The following is an 18,473-nucleotide window of genomic DNA, read 5'->3' on the forward strand; positions in this document are numbered from 1 at the left end:
TCCCCGTCCGGCCGGTCGAGCCCGTGGCCCAACGATCAGTGGAGTCCCAGCAGTTCAGCCAGATTCCCCCCGAGCACCCGTTCCCGCACCTCTCCACGCGGCGTCACCCGTTCCACCGTCGTACGCGCGACCACCGGATCGCCGTAGGGCGCGTCCGAGCCGAAGAACGTCCGCGTCGGCAGCTCCTGGATCGCCAGCCGGACGGCGAAGACCAGGTGGGCGGTGGAGAGTTCGAGACGGAGGCTGGGGGTGACGCGGGCCAGCTCGATTGCCTCCAGCCAGTTCGCACCGGCCAACTGGCTGATCACCAAAGGAACTCGGGGATAGCGGGCCGCCAGCGCGGCCAGGGTGCGTACGTCCGCCGCTGTCGTGGGGGCGTATCCGTGCACCACCACCGGCAGATCGCCGTGTTCGTGGGCCGCCCGGAGGACCGGCTCGACCAGGTCGGCCCGGCCCGGGGGAGGCGTCAACTCCCCGATGCCGTACAGCCCGCGCCCGACCACGTCCCGTGCCACGGCGGCCAGGGTCTCCTCCGCCGGACGCCCCAGCCGGACGGAACCGAAACCGAGGAAACGATCCGGGTGCGCGGCGAGCGCCGCGTCGAACTCCCGCCAGGCTTGGGTGTATCCGTCGTCCCCGGATCCCGTCCCGCCACCCAGCGCACCCTCCAGCACGCTCATCTCCCGCCGGAGCGAGGCCACATCCGTCGCCCGCTCCGGATGCGGGCGGGTCAGGAAGAGGACGGCGCGGTCCACCCCCGCGTCGTCCAGCGCGGCCAGCTGTGGGCCGAGCGGGTCGTGGACATGGCTGTGGGCGTCGAGGATCATGCGCACCTTCCCGCGGTGATGACGCCGCCCGCCGGAATGCGGGGCGGCCTGACCAGTGTTGGACCCTGACACCGTGGGAAGGTCAAACGAGAGGAACGTCCCGTGCTGATCGGGGAGTTGGCAAAAAGCACCGGCACGAGCGAGCGCCTGCTGCGCCACTACGAGCGCGCGGGCCTCCTCCACCCCGACCGGCTCCCCAACGGCTACCGCTCCTACGGCCCCGACGCCACCGCCGACGTACACCGCATCCGCGCCCTCCTCGCCGCCGGGCTGCCGACCAGGATCATCCGCCAGGTGCTGCCGTGCACCACCGGTACGGCCGCCGTACGCCCCTGCCCCGGCATCCTCGACGCCCTGCGTGACCAGCTGCGCACACTGGACCGGCGCGCCGAGGAGCTGACGGCGGCCCGCAGAGTCCTGAGGGAGACCATCGCGGACGCGGAGAGCCGCTAGGGAACCCGTTCGCCCGGGGCCCGCACCGCCTGCCCACCGCTCGCTACACCTGTTCCGTGGGCAGGACCAGCAGCTCGTTCACGGCCATGTGGCGCGGGCGGGTGACCATGTACGTGACACTGTCGGCCACGTCCTCCGGCGCGAGGGTCTCCATGTCGTGGAAGGGGTCGATCATCTCGCTGCGGATCTCGGGCGGATTGTGCGAGGCCAGTTCGGTGGCGACGGACCCGGGCTCGATCACCCCGACGCGTACATGGCGCCGGGTGACCTCCTGGCGCAGGGATTCGCTGAAGGCGTTGACCCCGAACTTGGTCAGGCTGTAGACGCCCGCGCCGCCGAAGGACCGGCGTCCGGCCAGGGAGCTGATGTTGACGATGTCGGCCACCTGGCGGGGGCCGGTCCCGGCGGCGGCCAGGAGGTGGGGCAGGGCGGCGTCGGTGGTGTAGAGCAGCCCCTCGACGTTGACGGCGATCATCCGGTCCCAGGCGTCGGCATCGGCGCCGACGACGGGGCCGAGCAGCATCAGCCCGGCGTTGTTGACCAGGATGTCGAGCCGCCCGTAGGCGTCGACGGTCTCCTGGACCGCGCGGGTGGCGTGCTCCCGTTCGGTGATGTCGGCCTCGACGGCCAGTGCGGTGCCGCCGTCCTTTTCGATGCCGGTGACGAGTGCGTCCAGGCGGTCCTTGCGACGGGCGACGACGGCCACGGTGGCGCCCTGGGCGGCGAGAGCGCGGGCCGCCGCGGCCCCGATGCCGCTGCTGGCGCCGGTGACGAGGGCGACCGTTCCGTTCAGTTTGCCGTTCATGGTGGTGCTCCGGTTTTCGAGGTGGGGCTCGATGAGGTCTGGCTTCTTTTTCCTGGCGGAGGCGGTCACGCGGCCCTCACCAGGAATTCACAGGTGAGGTGTTCGGTGTCTTCCGTCGTCCGCTGAGGCCAGGCGAGGAGGGGGATGTGCGAGGGGTTCCGGCGCCGACTCAGCGGAATATGGGTACGTCCGAGGAGGGAGCGCAGCGGGGTCACGCGCATCGTGACCGGTGTTTCTTTCGTCGTCTTCATGGTGCTGTTCTCGTTCCGAGAAAAGGAACGGGATGATTTCACGGGCTAAGGCGCGTGAAACCACGCCCGTTCCTTTCGCGGAGGACTGCTGCCGGATTTCGCCGGTCGTCAGATCCTGGTCTGCTCCGCCTTGCTGCCCGCCGTGGCGGCCCAGTCCTTGAGCGGGGCCCAGAGCTGGAGGTCGAACACGCGGTGCTTGAACTTCCAGACACCGTCGACGCGCTCGAACCGGTCGCTGTAGACGCCGATCACCTGCGTGGGGCCGTCCTCGCGGGAGATCACGAAGCAGTCCAGCTCGGTCTTCGCCGTGGCCGTGTCACCGTCGATGTCGATGACCGCGTCGGCCATCCAGTGGTACATCACCGGCACCGCGGCCCACAGCTCCTCGGCCTTGGCCATGATCCCGTCGATGCCCTGGGCGGGCGCGCCGAAGGCGGGGCCCAGGTCGAAAACGGCGTCCTCGGCCCACAGCGTGCGCAGCAGATCGCGGTCGGGTCCGTCGAATCCGTGGCAGTACTTGTTCAGCAGCTCCTCGACCGCGATGCGGCTTTCGATCTTGTCGAGACGTGCTTCGATGCTGCTCATGTAAAAATACCTTTTTGCTTGATTCTTGGTGCGAATGCACTGAGATGTGAAAGGGAACGGAATGACCCTACGGGGCCTGCTCGGCCATGCCGGGGTTTTCGCTGTCGCCTTTTCGTGTTTACCCCCTGGTACGGCGGCCGTGTTCAACGGCCACACCATCAGGGTCACACGTCATCCGGTAAGCGAAAAGGGGCCAGATCTGTCCTACGGAGGACGTCACAGGGATATCAGGGCCTCGGCGAGGGCGTGGCCGCCGTGACCGTCGTTCCAGAGGGCGGCGGAGAGCCGTTCCCCCACCCGACGGCCGTCCCGGGAGGCGAGCCCGTCGCCCTTGGCGACGATCTGCTCCGTGCTCATGGGGTGCCGCGCGGTGCCGACGCTGTCCACGACCACGGCCGACCTGGTGCCGCCGTCCCTGAACCGCAGACGTACGCCGGTCGCGAAGTGCTCCGGGTAGTACGCCTTCTCCAGCTCGGGGTCGACCTCGAACCGCACCTTGCCGGCGATGCGCCGGATGCGCTCGTCCGTGAGGAACTCCTCGCCGTAGGCGTCGTACCGCCTCGGACCATAGGCGAGGGTGGCCCCGACGATGTACGGGCAGCTGTACTGCGCCGTCATGGTCGACTCGGCCTCGGTCATGTGCTGGTCGGCGATCAGCTGAGGCCCGGTGACGAGGATGTCGTCGATGAGCGGCCCTCCGAAGCTGGCCGCGACCCCGTAGACGCCCTCGACGGCGAGCCGGGGCGCCGTCACCTTCGGCAGCAGCGCGAAGTCCGCTGGGCTGGGGCAACGCGTGCCCCCAGGCGCTCACCAGCACACTCGGGTCCACCGGTAGCCCGCTCTGGTACGCCCGGGAGCGTGACCGTCGCCGTGGCCGCGCGCACCGCCGAGGCCAAGGGGGCGGCCCCGGCCACACTGAACTGGGCTCCCGAGAGCCCCGAGGGCCTGGAAGAGGCGCCCGTCCTGTACCGCGAGGCGCAGAACTACTACCGCACCCCGCGCGCCCAGCACCGCAACTCCGACAACGAGTGGGTGCTGCGCAGCATCGACCAGATCGCGCAGTACGACTCGTACGCGATGATCGAGCTGATCGCTCCGCGTCCGCTGCTGATGATCGTCGGCTCCGAGTCGGACACGGCGTACTTCAGCGAGGAGGCCGTCGCCAAGGCATGATGACCATGCCGAGCTGTTCGTCGTCGACGGCGGCACCCACCTCTCCCTGTACGACCAGGACGAGCACGTCACCCCGGCGGTCGCCAAGCTCACCGAGTTCTTCGACCAGAACCTCGCCGCCTGACCGCTACTGATCGCGCCCGGCCCTCTTGGGGGCCGGGCGCGTCGTCGTCGGCAGGGCGGTGCGCGTTCACGGGCCAGGACGGTACGGCCCGCTCAGCACCCGCAGGTCACGGCCCCGACCGGCGCGGTCAGCCCATCGACCGCGTGCCGCTCCACCCCGGCCGCCGTCTCCACCGGGAACCCCTCCCGGATCCAGTACTCCACGCCCCCGATCATCTCCTTGACCCGGTAGCCGAGCCGGGCGAGCGCGAGCGCCGCACGGGTGGCACCGTCACAACCGGGCCCCCAGCAGTACGTGATCACCGGCACCGGGGGGTCCAGCAGCCCGGCGGCGCGCGACGGGATCTCCGCCCCGGGCAGGTGCACCGCCCCCGGTATCCGCCCCTGCTCCCAGCTCTCCACGCCACGCGCATCGACCAGGACGAACCCCGGGTCGCCGGATTCGAGCGAGGCGTGCACATCGGAGACGTCCGCCTGGAAGGTCAGACGTGCGGTGAAGAAGGCGGCGGCGTCGGCGGCGGACGCGGGCGGCACCCGGAGAGCCGGGCTCGTGTCGATGTCGGTCATGGGAAGAACCCTAGGGAGCGCCTGACCAGGCCGGAACCGAAGTTCCACGGCATGACAGGCACTCACCCGGGAATCCCGTGGCGATAATCGCCCATGACCGTTGAATCCCTCGATGACACCGACCTGCGCATCCTGGCGGCCCTCCAGCGCGACGGACGCGCCAGCTACGCCGAGCTGGCGCGGGCCGTGGCGATGTCCCCCAGCGCCGTCACCGAACGCGTCCGCAGACTCGAAGAGACCGGCGTGATCCGCGGCTACTCCGCCGTCGTCGACCCCGAACGCCTCGGGCTCGGCATCCTGGCCTTCGTCCGGCTGCGCTATCCGCACGCCCACTACAAGCCCTTCGAGGACCTGCTCGCCACGACCCCCGAGATCCTCGAAGCCCACCACGTGACCGGCGAGGACTGCTTCGTCCTGAAGGTCGCCGCCCGCTCCATGCGCGACCTGGAGCGGACCACCGGCCGCATCGCGGGACTCGGCTCCGTCACCACCAGCGTCGTCTACTCCAGCCCGCTGCCGAACCGCCCCGTCACGGCGGCGACTTCCTGACGACGCCACCGCCCGGGCCGCCGACCCCAGCTGGTCCGGTCCTTCTTAAGCGCGGGTTAATCGGCCCTTAAACGTTCTTGGGCACCGCACGCAATTGCCCAGCTAACCGCAGCTCAGGGGGATTTGGTCCCGGCGCGACGGTTGGCCGGGGCAATTGAACGTGCGTATGGTCAGGGCCCACCGGCGGGCGCCCCCGCACCCAAGAGAGCGCTCTCAGGCCCCCGTTGGGCCGCGCGCCCGGTGTGCACCGGTACGACGCCCGGAGCCGCAAGCACCCCCCAGGGCAGCCCGGACAGGCTTCCCGTACACGACCCCCCGACGAACAGACGACTTCCGAAAACAGTCCCCACCGGCAACTCCCCCCACAGACAAGGTGTTTCCCCGCCATGGCCGCTCATCGCGCACGCCGATGGTCGCTCGCAGGGCTGGTGTGTCTGATCACCGCCGCTCTCGCCTCGGCCGTCCTCTACACCACGACCGGTCCCGCCGCGCACAGAGCCGACGCCGCTCCCGCCCTGACCTGGTCCGACGACTTCGACGGCCCCGCGGGCAAGGCGCCCGACTCGTCCAAGTGGACGCTGGAGACGGGCGGCAACGGCAACGGCAACCACGAGCTGCAGTACTACACGAAGAGCACGGACAACGCGGCGCTCGACGGCAAGGGCAACCTCGTCATCACCGCCCGCAAGAACACCGACTCGGGCCTGCAGTGCTGGAACGGCCCCTGCCAGTTCACCTCGGCCCGGCTCAACACCGCGCAGACCTTCACCCAGAAGTACGGCCACTTCGAGTCCCGCATCAAGATCCCGCGCGGCAAGGGCATGTGGCCCGCTTTCTGGATGCTGGGCGACGACCTCGGCAGCGCCGGCTGGCCCAACAGCGGTGAGATCGACATCATGGAGAACGTCGGCAACGAGCCCAGCACGGTGCACGGCACGATCCACGGCCCCGGCTACTCCGGCGCGAACGGCATCGGCGCCCCGTACAACGCGCCCGACGGCAAGGCGTTCGCCGACGACTTCCACGTCTTCGCGGTCGACTGGAGCCCCGACGCCATCACCTGGTCCGTCGACGGCCACGCCTACGAGACCCGCACTCCGGCCGACGTGAACGGCAACAAGTGGGTCTACGACCACCCGTTCTTCATGATCCTCAACCTCGCGGTCGGCGGTGACTGGCCCGGCAGCCCCGACGGCGGCACCGCGTTCCCGCAGACGATGACCATCGACTACGTCCACGTCTCCGCCTCGGACCAGCCCACCTCCGGGGGCGGCAGCGGCACCGCCCGCACCGGCGCCATCAAGGGCATCGGCGGCATGTGCGTGGACGTCGCGGGCGCCTCGGACGCCGACGAGACCCCGATCCAGCTGCACGACTGCAACGGCGCCGACGCCCAGAAGTGGACCCTCGGCACCGACGGCACCGTCCGCGCGCTGGGCAAGTGCCTTGACGTCAAGGGCGGTTCGACCGCCAACGGCGCCCCCGTCCAGCTCTACCGCTGCAACGGCAGCAAGGCCCAGCAGTGGGGCTACAGCTCCGCCCGCGACCTGACCAACGTCGCCGCGGACAAGTGCCTGGACGCCAAGGACGGTTCGTCCTCCGACGGCACCCGCCTGCAGATCTGGACCTGCGGCGGCAACGCCAACCAGAAGTGGACCGTGGGCTGACCCGAGCGCGCCTCGGCTCTCAACGCCCTTACCCCTACAGCGACTTCACCTCCCCCCACCGAGCGCCCGGCCCCATCCCGGGCCCCCACCGCACGCAAGGAGCTCCTCGCATGACGCCTCGTCACCAGCGCAACCTGACCCGCCGCAAGCTGATGATCGGCCTCGGCGGCGCCGCCGTCGCGATCCCGGCCGCCGCCGCCATCGCCCCGCTCGCGCTCGCGGACCAGCCCGCCGACAAGACCAAGGCGGCCTCCGGCGCGCTCCCGGTGACCATCGTCAACAACACCGGCTCGTTCGACAACGCCAGCATCCACGTCTACGTCGTCGGCAACCAGGACGGCAAGCAGGTCCGCCTCACCCCGGACGGCACCCTCGCCCCCATCGCCGTCTCCGACAACGGCGCCGACGGCTTCACCGACTACGCGATCTCGCTCTCGGGCACCGAGACCAAGCTGTCCCTGCCCTTCATGTCGGGCCGCATCTACGTCTCGCTCGGCGACAAGCTCAAGTTCAAGGCCGTGACCGACGGCAACGGCAACGCCGCGCTCCAGTTCCCGGCCGGCTGGGTCACGTCCGACCCCAACTTCGACATCCTCCACGACTGCGCCGAGTTCACGTACAACGCGAGCGGCATGTTCTGCAACACCACCATGGTCGACATGTTCAGCGTGCCGATGAACATCCGCCTCACCGGCGAGAAGGACCAGACCACGGGCGCCATCCGCGACGGCGGCCGGGCCGCCGCCTTCGACGCCGTCAAGAAGGTCGAGGACTTCGCGGGCCTGATCGTGGACGACAAGCGCATCATCGCCCCCGGCCACGGCCTGGACGCGGGCATCTTCGCCAAGGACTACTTCGCGCCGTACATCGACGAGGTGTGGAGCACCTACACCGGCAAGGACCTCAAGATCACCACCAACGCCGGTACGTTCACCGGCCGGGTGCGCGGCGAGAAGTTCACCTTCGACGGACCCGCCTCGGTGTCCTTCGACAAGCCCTCCACCCGTGACGTCCTCTTCTGCGACGGCAAGCTGGCCGCCCCGAACGACGGCACCACCGGCCCCGTCGCCGCCGTCCTCGGCGCGGGGTTCAACCGCTCCACGCTGCTCACCGACACCGCGCAGCCCAGCACCGACCCGGCCGCCTTCTACAAGGCCGAGCTGACCAACCACTACTCCAAGGCGATCCACGAGGCGACCAAGGACGGCAAGGCCTACGGCTTCGCCTTCGACGACGTCGCCGACTTCGCGTCCTTCATCCAGGACACCTCCCCGTCGGGCTTCACCCTCACCCTGACGGCCTTCTGACAGGCCCCTTCGCACCACTCGGACGGCCGGAACCCGCTCGTGGGGTTCCGGCCGTCTCCCGTCTCACTCGCCCTCGTGCCAGAGCCCCCCGGCCAGGGCCGCGTCCAGCTCCCGCTGCAGCTGGACCGCCTGCACGATGCTCCCGGTCAGCGTCCTGCGCAGCACCGGATCGGTGATCCCCCAGGCGTTCATCGCCTCGTCGGGGGAGAGGGAGGCCGGCGCGGAGAACACGGCGGGGGAGAACGGGTCGATGCAGGGCCCGTCATGGACGTGGCACGCCTGCACCTGCGGGTCCTGCACCTGCGCGTCCGGGACGTGCGGCCCCTGGACGTGCGGCTCCCGGGCCGGGGAGGCCGCCCGCCGCTCCCCGTGCTCGACGTCGCGCGGCCCGCGCTGCGCCGGGATGATGCCGCTCTCCAGCAGCATCCGGCCATGATCCAGGTTGAGTACGGCCGCCCAGGTCGCCAACTGCGCGGGCAGCGGCAGGGTCTTGCCGTCCAGCGTCCGGCTGATCGTCGTCAGGCTCAGCCCCGTCATGGCCGCCAACTGCGCCCGCCCGCCCTGCCGTCGGCGTACGTCGTACCCGGCCGCCGTCGCGACCGCGGTGAGGTACGCGCCGACCCGCCGCGCCTGGGCCTGCCGCACGCCCCGGCTTCCGTGGAGATCCTCCGTGCTCCGCATGTCGGGAGGGTAGCGCGCGGGCGCGCGGGGCCCTGTGAGTTGCATGCGTGCACTTTCGCAGGTCAAGCACCTAGATCGACATTTCCGCAGGCCACAAGGTCAATCTCGCATCTGTGTGCGAATCAGAATGCCCTTGCGTCACGTGAGTTGGGCAACTTGCATACGTTGCGTGCGCGGGGGCCAGCCGCGCGGCGCGCGTCCCTGAGGGGGTCGTTTGACCATGCTCCGTCTCCATATGACCAGACTCCTCGACAAGGCGGGGGAGTTCGGTGACGCGAGTGTCGCCGACGTGGCACGGCGCACCGGCATCAGCAGGTCGACGCTCCACCGCCTCGCGGCCGGCACCAAACAGCCGAGCCTGCCGACGCTGTGGACGCTGCGCGGCGTCTACGGCGTCTGCATGGACGCCCTCGTCTACGACGACCCGCACCCGTCGCAGGAGCCCCCCGGCGCACCCCCGGCCGCGATGGCCGCCCAACTGACAGACCCGGGAGCAGACTTTGACCACTTCCCCCCAGACCGGCCCCGCCCCCGCCTCCCTCATCCCCAAGGAACCGGCGCTCATCACCCGCGCCCGGCACGGTGACCCGGAGGCGTTCGGCGAGCTGTACCGATTGCATCGCGGTGTCGTCGCCGCGTTCATCGGCCGCCGGGTCAGATCCAACCCCGCCCTGGCCGAGGACCTGACCTCCGACGTGTTCGTGAAGGCATGGTCCAAGATCTCCACGTTCCGCTGGACGGGCACCCCGATCCGCGCCTGGCTGTGCACGATCGCCCACCATGTGGTCGCCGACCACTTCAAGGTGGCCGCGACCCGCCGTCTGACCTTCGTCGACCAGATCACGCACATCGGCGACACCTGGGCGGTCCCGGTCAGCACCGCCGAGGACACCGTCCTGTCCACGCTGGACGTCGACGGCCTCCTCGCCGCCCTCGCGGGCATCACGCCCCGCCAGCAGGCGGTGATCCGGCTGCGGTTCCTGGACGAGATGTCGATCAGTGAGACGGCTCGCACGCTCGGTACGACGGACGGCGCGGTCAAGACGCTGCAGTGGCGTGCCCTGGGCTCGCTGCGCAAGGCCTACACGGGGGCGGCGGCATGACGGACGACTTCGACTTCAGCGGCGCGGACGGCATCGAGCGGGAACTCGCGGACCGGCTGGCTCGTGTCGCGCGCGCGTTCGTGGCTGAACTGCGGGCGGAGGGACGGTTGGTGGAGCCCGGGTCCGTGCGGAGGGAGGGGCGCCGGCTGGAACGGCCGCCCGAGCGAGTGATGCCGCTGACGCCGCGTCAGGGACCGGCGCATCTTCAACCGGTGCTGTCCAGCGCGGACTTGGGGGTGGTGGAGCCGGAGGTCCAGCTCGGTTCCGACGTGGCGTTGCCGGGCATGTCGGGGGTGTTCGACCAAGAGGCGGAGCCCGTAACCGAGTTGGCGTCGCCGGTCGTGTCCCCGGGGAGCCCGTCCGTGTTCGTACCGGACCCGGCAGTGCCGGTGGAATCCGAGGCCCGGCCCGTCCACGACGTGGCGATGCCGGTAGGGGTGCCGGACTTCGAGGCCGTACCCGCGCCGGAACCGGCCGTACCGGTGATGTCCGCAGCGCCGACTCCGGAGGCGAGGCCGGTCATGGAGGCACCGCCGGACCCGGCGGAGCGGCTGGAGCCGGTGCCGACGCCGCCCGCCGGGATGCTGCGAGGCGCGATCACGCTTCCGCACACCCGCCGCCACGCGCCCGCCCCACCGTCCGAGGACCCGGCTCCCGTGGCCCAGCCGATGCCCGAACGGCCGTTGCCCGAACCGCCGTTGGCCACCGACGAGGACATGGCGCTCCCGGTCCCGGAGGCGGCGGAGAAGACCGGTGGCCCGGTGTCGCTGGCGGCGCGGCTGAAGGTGGAGAGCGCGGGCCGTCTGGAGGTCACGCAGATCACGGCGGACACGGAGTGGGTGGGGGTGCACATCCACGCACTGGGTCTGGCGGACTGGGAGTACTGGCTGACGGTGATCGGCGTGCCGCCGGACGTGCGGACGCTGCGGGTGGGCGACGCGGAGGTGGTGACGGGCCGTATCGCGGGCACCGAGGTCCGCCTGACCGCGCACGAGGTGCCCCGCCTGCTGGACGAGGCGTCCCGCACGCTGGTGACCCCGTACCGCCTCGGCGGCCGTGTCTACGACCTCGCCCGCTCCCTCACCGACCGCCATGGCCGCTCCTGGCGTTACCTGGGCCGCGACGGCGAGGACGGCATGCCGCTGCTGGCCCTGACGGGTACGGACGGGCCGCCGATGCCGCTGGGCGCGCTGGTCGCGACGCGCGGCCCGCTGACCTGAGGCGGCGGGCCGGGAGGCCCGGCTCCCGAGCGGTCGGTCACGGGAGCCGGGCCCGGGCGGCGCGGGCGCGCGGCATGACTGGGCGGGGCATGACCGGACGGGGCCATGCCCACCAGGACCCACCAGGTCAGCGGGCCACCGCGGCCTCTCCTCCTCAGTCCCCGCCCCCCTCCTGCTCGATGCGGTTCATGCGAGCGGTGACGTCGTCGACGAGGCGTCCGAGAAGGCGCCCGAGATCGCTTCGGTCCTGGTCGGACCAGTCCGCGACGGCCTCGGAGAACCAGCCGACGAGCGAGGCGGCGTAACGGTTGGCGGCGCCGGTGCCGTCGGGCGTGGCCTCGATGAGGCTCGCGCGCCGGTCGTGCGGGTCGGCGATGCGCCGTACGAGGCCGCGCCGTTCGAGTTCCTGGACCTGGCGCGTGACATGCGGGCCGACGACCTGCATCCGCTCGGCGATCTCGCCGATGCGCAGCGGCCGGTCGGACATGTGGAGCGTGACGAGCACACCCATGGCGGGCCGGTCGAGCGAGAGCCCGGCGGCGGCCGTCGCGCGTTCGGCGAGGCGTCCGCGGTTGAGGGCGTTGCTCAGCTGGGCGAGCCGGGGGATGACGGCGAGCACGTCCGCCGAGGGCGTGTCCGAGGGGTCGGCGTTCACATCAACTCCACTTGCATACCTAACTTAGGTATCTATATGCTCGGGTCCGAAGGCGTCCCAGGGGCATCTGCACCCCGCAAAAGGATACCTAAAGTACGTATCTTTGGCCTGTTCCGGAAGGACCCCCGCAGTGAACCACTCCGCGAACCGCACCGTCCTCGTCTCCGGCGCCAGCATCGCCGGCCCCGCCCTGGCCTACTGGCTCGACCGCTACGGCTTCGACGTCACCGTCGTCGAGAAGGCCGCCGCGGTACGGGGCGGCGGCTACGCCATCGACATCCGCGGCACCGCCCGCGACGTTGTCTCCCGCATGGGCCTGCTCTCGCGCCTGCGCGAGGCCCACGTCGACACCCGCAAGCTGTCCTTCGTCGACGCCGAGGGCGCCCCGATCGCCTCCCTGCGCCCCGAGTCCCTGACCGGCGGCGCGGAGGGCCTGGACCTGGAGGTACGCCGGGGCGACCTGGCCGACGCGCTGTACACCCCGATACGCGACCGGGTCGAGTTCCTGTTCAGCGACTCCATCGCGACCCTGGACGACCGGGGCGACCGGGTGGACGTGGTCTTCGACAGCGGCACCCGCCGCACGTTCGACCTGGTCATCGGCGCCGACGGCCTGCACTCCCACACCCGCGGCCTGGTCTTCGGCCCCGAGGAGGAGTTCCACCGCTACCTCGGTTACACCTTCGCCGGTTTCACTCTGCCCAACGACTTCGGCCTGGCGCACGAGGGCGTCATCTGGAACACGCCGGGCCGCGCGGCGGTGCTGTACGCCCATGAGCCCTCGGACCGCCTGCACGGCTTCCTGACCTTCACGCAGGCCGTGCCGCCGTACGAGGCGTTCCGCGACCCCGGCGCGCAGCGGGAACTGGTGGCCAAGACGTTCCCGGAGCGCGTCTGGCACCTTCCCCGGCTGGTGGAGGCGATGGGGGAGGCCGAGGACCTGTTCTTCGACATCGTGAGCCAGATCCACATGCCGACGTGGTCCCGCGGGCGGGTGGCTCTCGCGGGCGACGCGGCCCACGCGACATCGTTCCTGTCCGGCCAGGGCTCCAGCGTCTCCCTGGTCGGCGCCTACGTCCTGGCGGGCGAACTGGCCCGCCACACCGACCACGCGGAGGCGTTCGCGGCGTACGAGCGCCTGACGCGCGACTTCGTCGAGCAGAACCAGGCCCTGGCCACGACAGGCGGCTCCTTCGTCGCCCCGAGCACCCCGGACATGCTCGCCACCCGTAACGAGGCACTGCGCGACACGGCAGCGCTGACGGGTGCGGAGGGCCGGGCGGCGAGCACGGCGCTGCGGTTGCCGGAGTATGAGGTGGCGGGCTGAAGGGAGGGCGGCAGTGTATGGGCCCCGGTGGAGTTGGTGTGGCGTTCTGCCGGGGTGTGTTGTGTTGTGTTCAGTGGATGGTGGTGGTGCGTTGTTCTTTGAGGGAGGCGCAGTTGGAGCCGGTGATCTGGGTGTAGACGTTGTGGATCTGGCCGCCCCAGTCGACGCAGTGGCCCTTGCCGTAGATGTAGGTGGGTCCGGCGTAGGAGGTGTAGGTGCCGTAGTCCTGGTCGTAGGCGTCGGTGTCGGGGACGTAGATCCAGGCGGCCACATCGGTCGCGGTGCCGGGCGTGTTGCGGATGGTGGTGACGCAGTTCTTGCCGTTGGTGGGGTTGTAGGTGAGGTAGACGGTGCCGAGGGAGCCGATGGGTGCGGAGTTGACGGTTTTGTAGGCGTTGCCGCAGACCTTCTGGGGTGTGGTGTTGGGTGCGGCGGAGGCGGGTGAGGCGAGGGCGGTGGTGGCTCCTGCGGCCAGGGCCATGGTGGCGAGGGCGGCCAGTGCGGAACGGTGGAATCGCATTTTTCCCCCTTGTGGTGGTTGGAGTTTGTTGCTCCTGCCTGGTGTGACTCACGGCACATGCGGATGGTTGTGCCGTCCGGGCGCCGGGGGCTGGGCCGGGCTGAATCGTCTGCCGGGTGGTGTGGGTTCACCCGCTGAGCGTGACGGGGCCCGGGGTCGGGGCGGGTTGGTGTTGTGCGGGGTCAGATGCCGAGTGTGATGGGGCCGGGGCTGGGGGGCAGGTGGTGTACTGCCGCTTCTACGGCTTCCCGTGCTGTGGTGAATTGCCCGAGGTCCTGGCTGGTGAAGCCCCTGCCTACCCCGTATGTGTTGTCGCTGTTGGCGCTCAGGCATGGTCCGGTGATGGCCAGGTGGGGGCGGGTGGTGGTGGAGAAGCGCAGTGCCCGGTGGCTGGTGAAGGGGTAGAGGGCGCGTAGTGCCGGTTCGGCGTAGGCCGCTTCGATCAGGTTCTGGCAGGTCTCCTGCCAGAGGTAGTCCAGTTCGGCTGCTTCCCGGCGTATTTCGTGCCATTCGGATTCCGTCAAGCGTGCGGGGTCGCCGTCGGGTGCCTCGGACCGGCCGGTCGGGTGCATGAAGGGTGCCGCCTCTCGGATGTCCTCCAGCTCTCGGATGTCCTCCTGTGGCGTCTCGTCGCGCCGGGCCCGGGTGGCCCGGGCGGCTTGCGCCGGTTTGTCCGGGTTCCCGTCGATGGGGGGCATGTCTTGGGCTGGTTCCTCGTCGCGGATCGGCTACCGCCGTTCATGCGGCCAGGTGCTGGTCGTCAGCGGTCAGTGCTCTGTGCTCTGTGGTCAGTGCTCTGTGGTCTGTGGTCTGTGGTGCGGGAGGGTATTTACGGCAGCTGTGTGGTCCAGCGGTCCGGAGTCCGGGGGTGTGAGGGGCACAGCTCCGAGAGGGGTGTCCGTCTCGGCCGGCGGAGCTGCGGGGAGGCTGTCGCGGGCCGCGTTGTCGGAGTGGAGGGCGGCGAGTTCGGGGGGAGTGGGTATGGGGCTCGATGGTGTCTCACCGCAGGGCCGCGAGGATGCGGAGCAGCGGCTCCGGGCGCTGCAACCGGGGGGCTGGCCGGGTTTGATGGAGCTTGCCGCTCTGATCTGCCTGCAGGCCTGGCGTGGTGTTGTCGGTCTTTCTGTCGCTCCGGTCGGCGGGGAGGGGTTTCCGGCCGGCCGGGGTGTGCCGACGTGATACCCGGAGGGTGAGATCGCCACGGTCCCGGGGCGCGGCTGACGCGGGGTTGCCCGCCCTGGGACGCGCTGGTTGTGTCTGGCGGCCGTACGCACGTCTTGTGGCGGATGATGTCGGTGATGCCGAGGGCGGGTTGAGTCTCATGCGTGATGAATGATCACGTCCCCGTGTTTCAGATGCCGCCACGGCTCGGGCTGCGGGGAGCCGGGCGGGCGTCGGCTGTCTCTCCAGGGCCGGGCTGTGGCGCGAACTCCGCCCGAAGCCGTGCGATGTCCCAAGCCGCGTGATGTTCGGATCTCGCCGTGTGTCTGTGCTGCGATTACCGATATCCCCCGCAGCGCCTGAGCCGACCGTCCCCTGTGATGACACCCCGGCGGCCACCTTCGTCGGCTCCGGGCAGGGTCAGGGTTGTCCGGGCCGTGCCGTGTTCGGCTTCCCGGCCCCGTCACTCGCACCGACGCCGGCTCCGGTCCAAACATCATCTGCCGAGCGGCCTCGGCGGGCGTCTTCCGGAAGCCGACGGGCGCCGGACGGGCATCCGCGGTCTCGATGAGTAGGTCGAGTGCCGTCTCCCGTTCCTGGGGCTCGATGTCCCCGCGGACGTCTCCGGCTGTCTGCCTGTTCTCCGCCACGGCGTTCTCGGGCAGCAGGCGGACGGCCTGCCGAAGGCCGCGCAAGCCAGGGTGGTGTGGACGTCAGCGGGGTACCGGCCGTTCCCGCTGGGGGTGAAGAACACGCCGGACTCGCTGGAACGTGCGGCGGGGTACCGCCCCGCTTCCGTTGGGGTGAAGATCGCGCCGGATCGCTGCTGTTCATGCCTCGCCGCGTCATGGTTTTCCTGACGTGATGGTGATCGGAAGGGGTAGATCGTGCGGATGAGGTTCATGGGTGCGGCTCTGGGTGCGGCGGCACTCACCGTGCTGACTGTTCCCGTAAACGCTCACGCGGCGGCTGTCGCGTGTGGTGGCGGGGTGTCGACCGGTCGGGTGGCTGTCAACGGCTGTATCAGTGCCCAGCGTGGCAAGGAGGGCAGGGTCTACACCCGGGAGATCACGGCTCACATCAAGCTGCGTAACACGGGCACGAGGGCGGTGGACGTCTCTTACGAGGCCTTTTTCCGTGTCGTCTCGGGCGGTCACTGGGTGAAGCTGGGCACCGGCCGCACCTCTGTTCCGGCGGGCGCGACTGCCGGTCCCACGGAGGTGGGCAGTTCCACCCGGGTGTGCGGGCCGGTGAGGGTCGAGATCCGGGTGCATGCGCGTGCGGCCGGGGGTGTCTGGAGTGGGTGGTCTGCTGCGGGGACGGCGCAGTGCCAGACGTGAGCGGTGGCTCGCCCGCGCCCGAGCCCGTGTCCTGGGCGCGGGCGAGGGGGGTGCGGGCGGTGTGCTGCTTGTCCGCGCCCTCGCGGTCTCCGCCACCGCCCGCCGCCCTTATGTGATCAGCTTCGACGTCAACCACCGCCCCGCTCTCTGGCCGAAGGGCATCGCCCCGGACGCACTCCGTTACCTCGCGAACCGCGCCGACATCGTCCTGGTGGGCCTGGACGAGGCCCAGGATCTGTGGGGCCCGGACCTCACCCCCACCACAGCGCGTGACCTGCTCCCGGGCCCGCGGATCCTCGTCGTCAAGGACGGCTCCCGCGCGGCGACGGCGTTCACCGCGTCGGAGACGGTCACGGTCCCGGCCCTGCGGGTCACTGTGGCCGAGCCGGTGGGCGCGGTCGACGTCTTCGCGGCGGGCTTCTTCGCCGGGCTGCTGCGGGGCGATCCGTACTGCGTCCCGGCCCCGTCACGGCGGCCTCGGCTCTGAGGGGGGCGGCGGATCGGGGTCCGCTTGCGCTGCAGGCCGTTGTCGACCCGGCTGCTCGCTTTCACCCACCGGCGGGCGGTGGGAGGTGTACGAGGAGTCAGGTGGGGGTGGTCCGGTGCGGGCGTGGCTGGGTTGTGTCCGCGCTGTCGGGGGAGTGGGGGCCGTGGGTGGGTGAGGTTTTCCCGGATCCTGGTCATGGTGTGGTTGATCCACCAGGCTTGCCCGTGTTTTTCCCTGCGGAGAAGGGGCGGCGGGCGTGGCGGACAGCGCGCTTCTGGTGATGGATGTCCAGCGGGACATCGTGGCGGTCGCGGACGGCGGTTCCGGATGTCTGCCGCGCTTGGGCCGGGCGATCGACGGGGTCCGGGCTGCCGGTATCCCTGTGATCTATGTGGTGATCGGATTACGGCCGGGTGATCCGGAAGTCGGCTCCCGCAACAAGGTGATGGCCGGCATCGTGCGGGCCGGTCTGTTCGCCGAGGGTGAGCCCGGTACCGGGATCCACGGCGACGTTGCGCCCCGGCAGGGCGACGTGGTGGTGACCAAGCGACGGGGGAGTGCCTTCTCGGGCAGCGACCTGGACCTGGTGCTCAGGGGCCCGCGGCAGTCTCGTCCTGACCGGTATCGCGACCAGCGCGGTGGTCCTGTCCACTCTGTGGCGCCACTCTGTGGCGCGCTGTCGACCTGGACTTCGGTCTCACGGTCCTGGCGGACGCCTGCCTGGACACCGACCCCGAGGTGCACCGGTTCCTCGTCGAGAGGCTGTTTCCGCAGTGGGCGCAGGTCGTGACCGTCGAGGACTGGGTCAAAGCCGTCGCCCCGCGATAGCGGAAGGTCTGTTCGGTGCTGTTGCGGCTGACGGGGCGGCCGGGTGGTTCTGGCGGTCCTGTTTGTGCCGTTTCTGGTGATGGTGGTCATAGGGGGTGGGTCACGTTCTATCGGGGGTCGTAGGCGGGGTGTGTGCTGACCAGCACCCAAAGCCGCAAAATGGCACATTTCAGACATTTCTCCGTGTGGGGGTAGTAGGTCACATGCTTGCGTGGGGGTTTGTCTGGCTTTAATCATGTTGGTCGTTGCCGGAGTGGCAGGCGGTCCGGGTGTTGATCCCCGGGGGTGCCTGTTCTTGATTTTTCCGGTGGCTGCGGGGCCTCGCCCCGGCGCCCACAGGTTTGTCGGCCGGTCCTGGCTGGTTGCCTTAACGACGTCTTTTGGAGAGTCCCCTCGTGTCTGTGTTTTCTGCTGCCCGCCGTTCTGCTCGTCTGCGTCGTGTTGTGCTGTCCGGTCTGGTCACGGCGGGTGCCGCGGCCGGCGCGGTGACGATGATGCCGTCCTCGGCGTCGGCGGCCGAGATGCCGCAGACCGCCCACCATGTCGCCGCGGTGCCGCACACCGCTCACACCGCCAAGACCGCCTCCCAGGCTGCCGCTGGCGGGAATCTGGACGGCTGGATCAAGCAGTCGCTGGCGATCATGAAGGCGAAGGGCATCCCGGGCAGCTACGACGGTCTGAAGCGCAACATCATGCGCGAGTCCGGCGGCAACCCCAACGCGCAGAACAACTGGGACGTCAACGCGCGCAACGGCATCCCCTCGAAGGGCCTGCTGCAGGTGATCGACCCGACGTTCAACGCCTACCACGTGGCCGGCACCGCCCACAGCGTGACCGACCCGGT

Annotated in this window: 20 protein-coding genes and 1 pseudogene; 12 read left to right on the forward strand and 9 right to left on the reverse strand. The window is 70.2% G+C overall.

Features of this window, described 5'->3' with window-relative positions; genetic code table 11:
• Window positions 1-35: 35 nt before the first annotated feature.
• Entirely contained in the window at window positions 36-827 is a 792-nt protein-coding gene (locus B079_RS0126585; RefSeq protein ID WP_018548900.1) for an amidohydrolase family protein, read from the reverse strand.
• A 102-nt stretch (window positions 828-929) separates the two neighbouring features.
• On the opposite strand from B079_RS0126585, the gene B079_RS0126590 reads away from it, so the two are divergent.
• The gene (locus B079_RS0126590; RefSeq protein ID WP_018548901.1) at window positions 930-1,280 is read left to right on the forward strand and encodes a MerR family transcriptional regulator; all 351 of its coding nucleotides are present in this window, start codon (window positions 930-932) and stop codon (window positions 1,278-1,280) included.
• 43 nt (window positions 1,281-1,323) lie between these two features.
• Here the strand turns inward: B079_RS0126590 and B079_RS0126595 are convergent, their stop codons facing one another.
• The 3 genes from B079_RS0126595 to B079_RS0126610 form a co-directional block, all read right to left on the reverse strand.
• The gene (locus B079_RS0126595; protein WP_018548902.1) at window positions 1,324-2,085 is read right to left on the reverse strand and encodes an SDR family NAD(P)-dependent oxidoreductase; all 762 of its coding nucleotides are present in this window, start codon (window positions 2,083-2,085) and stop codon (window positions 1,324-1,326) included.
• Window positions 2,086-2,444: 359 nt separating this feature from the next.
• The gene (locus B079_RS0126605) at window positions 2,445-2,921 is read right to left on the reverse strand and encodes a nuclear transport factor 2 family protein (protein ID WP_018548904.1); all 477 of its coding nucleotides are present in this window, start codon (window positions 2,919-2,921) and stop codon (window positions 2,445-2,447) included.
• Between the two features lie 216 nt (window positions 2,922-3,137).
• Entirely contained in the window at window positions 3,138-3,674 is a 537-nt protein-coding gene (locus tag B079_RS0126610) for an MmgE/PrpD family protein (RefSeq protein WP_018548905.1), read from the reverse strand.
• A 105-nt stretch (window positions 3,675-3,779) separates the two neighbouring features.
• On the opposite strand from B079_RS0126610, the gene B079_RS36105 reads away from it, so the two are divergent.
• Window positions 3,780-4,094: a hypothetical protein gene (locus tag B079_RS36105; RefSeq protein ID WP_018548906.1), complete on the forward strand. Its 315-nt coding sequence runs from the start codon at window positions 3,780-3,782 to the stop codon at window positions 4,092-4,094.
• Window positions 4,095-4,310: 216 nt separating this feature from the next.
• On the opposite strand, the gene B079_RS0126620 is transcribed toward B079_RS36105, so the two are convergent.
• Window positions 4,311-4,784 carry a rhodanese-like domain-containing protein gene (locus B079_RS0126620; RefSeq protein WP_018548907.1) on the reverse strand — a complete coding sequence of 158 codons (474 nt, stop codon included), beginning with the start codon at window positions 4,782-4,784 and terminating at the stop codon, window positions 4,311-4,313.
• Between the two features lie 93 nt (window positions 4,785-4,877).
• On the opposite strand from B079_RS0126620, the gene B079_RS0126625 reads away from it, so the two are divergent.
• From B079_RS0126625 to B079_RS0126635, 3 genes are all read left to right on the forward strand, one after another.
• A complete protein-coding gene (locus B079_RS0126625) occupies window positions 4,878-5,333 on the forward strand; it encodes an Lrp/AsnC family transcriptional regulator (protein ID WP_018548908.1) in 456 nt (151 codons plus the stop codon).
• Between the two features lie 386 nt (window positions 5,334-5,719).
• Window positions 5,720-7,000: a glycoside hydrolase family 16 protein gene (locus B079_RS0126630; RefSeq protein WP_026249110.1), complete on the forward strand. Its 1,281-nt coding sequence runs from the start codon at window positions 5,720-5,722 to the stop codon at window positions 6,998-7,000.
• A gap of 110 nt (window positions 7,001-7,110) precedes the next feature.
• Window positions 7,111-8,307 carry a beta-1,3-glucanase family protein gene (locus B079_RS0126635; RefSeq protein WP_018548910.1) on the forward strand — a complete coding sequence of 399 codons (1,197 nt, stop codon included), beginning with the start codon at window positions 7,111-7,113 and terminating at the stop codon, window positions 8,305-8,307.
• A 63-nt stretch (window positions 8,308-8,370) separates the two neighbouring features.
• Here B079_RS0126635 and B079_RS0126640 read toward each other — a convergent pair whose 3' ends face one another.
• Window positions 8,371-8,988 carry a transcriptional regulator gene (locus tag B079_RS0126640; protein ID WP_158685055.1) on the reverse strand — a complete coding sequence of 206 codons (618 nt, stop codon included), beginning with the start codon at window positions 8,986-8,988 and terminating at the stop codon, window positions 8,371-8,373.
• A gap of 235 nt (window positions 8,989-9,223) precedes the next feature.
• Here B079_RS0126640 and B079_RS34325 point away from each other — a divergent pair, with 235 nt between their 5' ends.
• From B079_RS34325 to B079_RS0126650, 3 genes are read left to right on the forward strand one after another with little or no spacing between them, the layout of a single operon-like run.
• Window positions 9,224-9,574, forward strand: a complete 351-nt coding sequence (locus B079_RS34325) for a helix-turn-helix domain-containing protein (protein WP_158685056.1) — start codon at window positions 9,224-9,226, stop codon at window positions 9,572-9,574.
• Window positions 9,489-10,091, forward strand: coding sequence for an RNA polymerase sigma factor (locus B079_RS0126645; protein WP_018548912.1), 603 nt, complete (start codon window positions 9,489-9,491; stop codon window positions 10,089-10,091). The genes B079_RS34325 and B079_RS0126645 overlap by 86 nt, the downstream gene beginning before the upstream one ends.
• Window positions 10,088-11,311 carry a BN159_2729 family protein gene (locus B079_RS0126650; protein ID WP_026249111.1) on the forward strand — a complete coding sequence of 408 codons (1,224 nt, stop codon included), beginning with the start codon at window positions 10,088-10,090 and terminating at the stop codon, window positions 11,309-11,311. Before B079_RS0126645 ends, B079_RS0126650 begins: the two co-directional genes overlap by 4 nt.
• A 154-nt stretch (window positions 11,312-11,465) precedes the next feature.
• Here the strand turns inward: B079_RS0126650 and B079_RS0126655 are convergent, their stop codons facing one another.
• On the reverse strand, window positions 11,466-11,966 hold the full coding sequence (locus B079_RS0126655; RefSeq protein WP_018548913.1) for a MarR family winged helix-turn-helix transcriptional regulator: 501 nt from the start codon (window positions 11,964-11,966) through the stop codon (window positions 11,466-11,468).
• A 130-nt stretch (window positions 11,967-12,096) separates the two neighbouring features.
• Here B079_RS0126655 and B079_RS0126660 point away from each other — a divergent pair, with 130 nt between their 5' ends.
• Window positions 12,097-13,293 carry an FAD-dependent monooxygenase gene (locus B079_RS0126660; RefSeq protein ID WP_018548914.1) on the forward strand — a complete coding sequence of 399 codons (1,197 nt, stop codon included), beginning with the start codon at window positions 12,097-12,099 and terminating at the stop codon, window positions 13,291-13,293.
• Window positions 13,294-13,363: 70 nt separating this feature from the next.
• Here the strand turns inward: B079_RS0126660 and B079_RS0126665 are convergent, their stop codons facing one another.
• Together B079_RS0126665 and B079_RS36110 are read right to left on the reverse strand one after the other, a co-directional pair.
• Entirely contained in the window at window positions 13,364-13,813 is a 450-nt protein-coding gene (locus B079_RS0126665; RefSeq protein WP_018545921.1) for a hypothetical protein, read from the reverse strand.
• A 182-nt stretch (window positions 13,814-13,995) separates the two neighbouring features.
• Window positions 13,996-14,511 (reverse strand): DUF6193 family natural product biosynthesis protein, encoded by a 516-nt coding sequence (locus tag B079_RS36110; RefSeq protein WP_018545922.1) that lies wholly within the window; start codon window positions 14,509-14,511, stop codon window positions 13,996-13,998.
• A 1,864-nt stretch (window positions 14,512-16,375) separates the two neighbouring features.
• On the opposite strand from B079_RS36110, the gene B079_RS36115 reads away from it, so the two are divergent.
• From B079_RS36115 to B079_RS36120, 3 genes and pseudogenes are all read left to right on the forward strand, one after another.
• A complete protein-coding gene (locus B079_RS36115; RefSeq protein WP_051095060.1) occupies window positions 16,376-16,801 on the forward strand; it encodes a PfkB family carbohydrate kinase in 426 nt (141 codons plus the stop codon).
• Window positions 16,802-17,057: 256 nt separating this feature from the next.
• Window positions 17,058-17,629 (forward strand): annotated as a pseudogene (locus B079_RS32850) (cysteine hydrolase family protein).
• A gap of 443 nt (window positions 17,630-18,072) precedes the next feature.
• Window positions 18,073-18,473, forward strand: a 401-nt coding sequence (locus tag B079_RS36120) for a hypothetical protein (protein ID WP_018548915.1), incomplete at its 3' end; no start/stop codon positions are given.

The sequence above is a fragment of the Streptomyces sp. LaPpAH-108 genome (assembly GCF_000373625.1).
GTDB lineage: Bacteria > Actinomycetota > Actinomycetes > Streptomycetales > Streptomycetaceae > Streptomyces.

Coding starts and splice junctions, on each gene's coding strand:
- B079_RS0126650 (WP_026249111.1), top strand. CDS start 10,088: ATGACGGACGACTTCGACTTCAGCGGCGCGGACGGCATCGAGCGGGAA.
- B079_RS0126640 (WP_158685055.1), bottom strand. CDS start 8,988: ATGCGGAGCACGGAGGATCTCCACGGAAGCCGGGGCGTGCGGCAGGCC.
- B079_RS0126585 (WP_018548900.1), bottom strand. CDS start 827: ATGATCCTCGACGCCCACAGCCATGTCCACGACCCGCTCGGCCCACAG.
- B079_RS0126620 (WP_018548907.1), bottom strand. CDS start 4,784: ATGACCGACATCGACACGAGCCCGGCTCTCCGGGTGCCGCCCGCGTCC.
- B079_RS0126595 (WP_018548902.1), bottom strand. CDS start 2,085: ATGAACGGCAAACTGAACGGAACGGTCGCCCTCGTCACCGGCGCCAGC.
- B079_RS0126605 (WP_018548904.1), bottom strand. CDS start 2,921: ATGAGCAGCATCGAAGCACGTCTCGACAAGATCGAAAGCCGCATCGCG.
- B079_RS34325 (WP_158685056.1), top strand. CDS start 9,224: ATGACCAGACTCCTCGACAAGGCGGGGGAGTTCGGTGACGCGAGTGTC.
- B079_RS0126635 (WP_018548910.1), top strand. CDS start 7,111: ATGACGCCTCGTCACCAGCGCAACCTGACCCGCCGCAAGCTGATGATC.
- B079_RS0126665 (WP_018545921.1), bottom strand. CDS start 13,813: ATGCGATTCCACCGTTCCGCACTGGCCGCCCTCGCCACCATGGCCCTG.
- B079_RS0126625 (WP_018548908.1), top strand. CDS start 4,878: ATGACCGTTGAATCCCTCGATGACACCGACCTGCGCATCCTGGCGGCC.
- B079_RS0126630 (WP_026249110.1), top strand. CDS start 5,720: ATGGCCGCTCATCGCGCACGCCGATGGTCGCTCGCAGGGCTGGTGTGT.
- B079_RS36110 (WP_018545922.1), bottom strand. CDS start 14,511: ATGCCCCCCATCGACGGGAACCCGGACAAACCGGCGCAAGCCGCCCGG.